The organism is Anaerococcus sp. NML200537 (assembly GCF_026131715.1).
Taxonomy (GTDB): domain Bacteria; phylum Bacillota; class Clostridia; order Tissierellales; family Peptoniphilaceae; genus Anaerococcus; species Anaerococcus kampingae.
The window spans coordinates 1-2,761 of the sequence record NZ_JAMXSL010000069.1 but is presented as its reverse complement, the minus strand read 5'-3'; the positions used below and the strand labels follow the sequence as shown (position 1 = coordinate 2,761).

Sequence of the window (2,761 nt, the reverse complement as noted above, 5' to 3'; positions counted from 1 at the left end):
ATATAATATGAGGCAGTATGATTTTAAGGATTTTTCTTTTTGGAATATTATTAAGAAATTTCCTTTTAGAAATTTTTATATTTATAATTTGAATCATACAGCCCATAAAAATTTAATAACATTAGGAGGAAATATGTTTATAGAAATTTTATCCCTCTTTGTAGCTATTTTGGCTTTAGTCCTAATGGCTTTCAACATAAGAGAGAGGATATTACCTGTTTCTAAAGGCTCAGAAAGAATGAGCGAGATATCAGGTTATATCAAAAATGGAGCTATGACTTTTATTTCAAGTGAGTATAAGTTTATCGCTATTTTTGTAGTTGTAGTTTCAATCCTTATAGCTATTTTCCTAGATTATAGGATTATGATTTGCTATATAGTAGGTTCAGCTTTTTCAATGCTAACAGGCTTTATAGGAATGCTTACAGCGACAGAATCTAACGCAAGATGCGCTAACGAAGCCATGGAAGGTGGTAGATCTAGAGCCCTAAAGCTTGCCTTTACAGGTGGTTCAGTAATGGGTCTTGCTGTAACAGGACTTGGATTTTTAGGTCTTGTAGTAAGCTTTATGATCTTTAGAGATCCAGCAATTGTAATGGGTTATTCCCTAGGTGCCTCATCTGTAGCCCTATTTGCTAGAGTGGGTGGTGGTATCTATACAAAGGCTGCTGACCTTGGTGCGGACCTTGTAGGTAAGGTTGAAGCAGGAATTCCAGAAGATGACCCAAGAAACCCAGCAGTAATTGCAGATAACGTTGGAGATAACGTAGGTGATGTTGCAGGTATGGGAGCAGACTTATTTGAATCCTATGCAGGAGCAATCATCTCAGCCATTACCCTAGGACTTGTATCTTATGGTGATGTAGGACTTAAATTTACCCTACTATTAGTATCAATCGGAATCCTTGCATCAATTTCAGCAACAATTCTTTTCCTAGGAAAGAAACACAAGAGTCCTCAATCAGCTCTAATGCAAACAATCTACTTATCAGGAGCTATAGTTATTGTTGCAGCCCTTATCCTTTCATTATCATATTTTGGAAACTTAAGAGCAGCTCTAGCTATAATTACAGGTATCATAGTAGGTATTTCGATAGGGTTATTGACAGAAATTTATACTTCAGACCATTATAAATTTGTAAAAAATATAGCAGAAGAATCAAAAACAGGTGTTGCAACAAACATCATAGCAGGTCTATCAACAGGAATGCTTTCAACAGTTTATCCAATAATCCTTATAGGACTTGGAATAATTGTAGCCTTCTGGGCAGACGGAGTCTTTGGTATAGCCCTATCAGCAGTAGGAATGCTATCAACAACAGCAACAACTGTAACAGTAGATGCTTACGGACCAATCACAGATAATGCTGGTGGAATCGCTGAAATGGCCAAACTTCCAAGTCAAGTTAGAGATATAACAGACGAATTAGACTCAATTGGTAACACAACAGCAGCTATAGGTAAGGGTTTTGCTATAGGATCAGCAGCCCTAACAGCCCTATCACTATTTGTAACATATTCTGAAACACTTAAGCTAGAAACAATATCAATTCTAGATTCTAAGGTAGTAGCAGGAATGTTTGTAGGCGGTATGCTACCATTCTTATTCTCAGCCCTAACCATGAACTCAGTAGGTAAGGCTGCGACAGAAATGATTGAAGAAGTAAGAAGACAATTTAAAAACGACCCAGGTCTACTAGAAGTAACAAGCGAACCAGATTATCAAAAATGTATTGAAATCTCAACAGCAGCGTCCTTAAAAGAAATGATCCTACCAGGTATACTTGCTATAGTAGTTCCAATATTTGTAGGCAAGGTCTTTGGACCAGAAACCCTAGGCGGCCTTCTTGCAGGAGCCCTAGTAACAGGAGTATTACTTGCAATATTCATGTCAAATGCAGGTGGTGCTTGGGATAATGCCAAAAAACACATCGAAACACTTGATGGAGAATTTGGTAAGGGTTCAGATGCTCACAAGGCAAGCGTAGTGGGAGATACAGTAGGTGACCCATTCAAAGACACCTCAGGCCCATCACTAAACATCCTAATCAAGCTAATGACAGTAGTATCAGTAGTTTGTGCAGGCTTATTTATCTAAAACATCAAACGGCGGTTTAAAAACTGCCGTTTTTTTGATATAATCAAATAAAGGAGCAAGTCATGAGCATATATTTATTTGAATATCTAGTCCAAATCTTAGGAGGTCTTGGCCTAAGCTATTTTAGGGGCTATAGAGACCTAGAATTTATATTTTTTGTCATATACATAGCAGGTATCATAATGATGGTCTATCACAATTACAAAATTATGGACAAAAGCTGGATGGCCTACATAAACTTTGACCTAATCTTTGTAATAATAGTAATAGGAATACCCAAATTATTTGACCTAAACGGATTTGAAATACCAATCATGGTAATTGTGGGCCTAATCTATGCCTATTTGATGGATAAGAAGAAGCATAAAGAAGTTGAAGATAAGGGTGATATTTAAATTAGATATAGATTAATTTCATGAAAAATATTGTAAATAGGAAAAACTTTATTTAGGTTTAAAATCTGGCGAATTAAAAAATGTAAATACATTAGCAAATTATAAAATTAGAAATATAACTACAAAAAAAGAAGGTCAATGTGACCTGAACCCCAAAATCCGGAATACGGATGGAGGGGTTTTAGTATGCCAAAATACACAAAAGAATTTAAAATCAAACTAGTAACGGAATATTTATCAGGGGAATCTGGAGGCAGTCCGATGGTTG

2 protein-coding genes are annotated in these 2,761 nt (G+C 36.2%); both read left to right on the top strand.

The window, feature by feature from the left end:
- Positions 1-133 precede the first annotated feature (133 nt).
- Positions 134-2,098, top strand: a complete 1,965-nt coding sequence (locus NH288_RS11270; RefSeq protein ID WP_265215386.1) for a sodium-translocating pyrophosphatase — start codon at positions 134-136, stop codon at positions 2,096-2,098.
- A gap of 62 nt (positions 2,099-2,160) precedes the next feature.
- Positions 2,161-2,493, top strand: a complete 333-nt coding sequence (locus NH288_RS11265; protein ID WP_265215385.1) for a hypothetical protein — start codon at positions 2,161-2,163, stop codon at positions 2,491-2,493.
- Positions 2,494-2,761 lie beyond the last annotated feature (268 nt).

Bases quoted from the DNA above. Each gene is read 5' to 3' on its own strand.
- NH288_RS11270 (WP_265215386.1), top strand. From the start codon at position 134: ATGTTTATAGAAATTTTATCCCTCTTTGTAGCTATTTTGGCTTTAGTC.
- NH288_RS11265 (WP_265215385.1), top strand. From the start codon at position 2,161: ATGAGCATATATTTATTTGAATATCTAGTCCAAATCTTAGGAGGTCTT.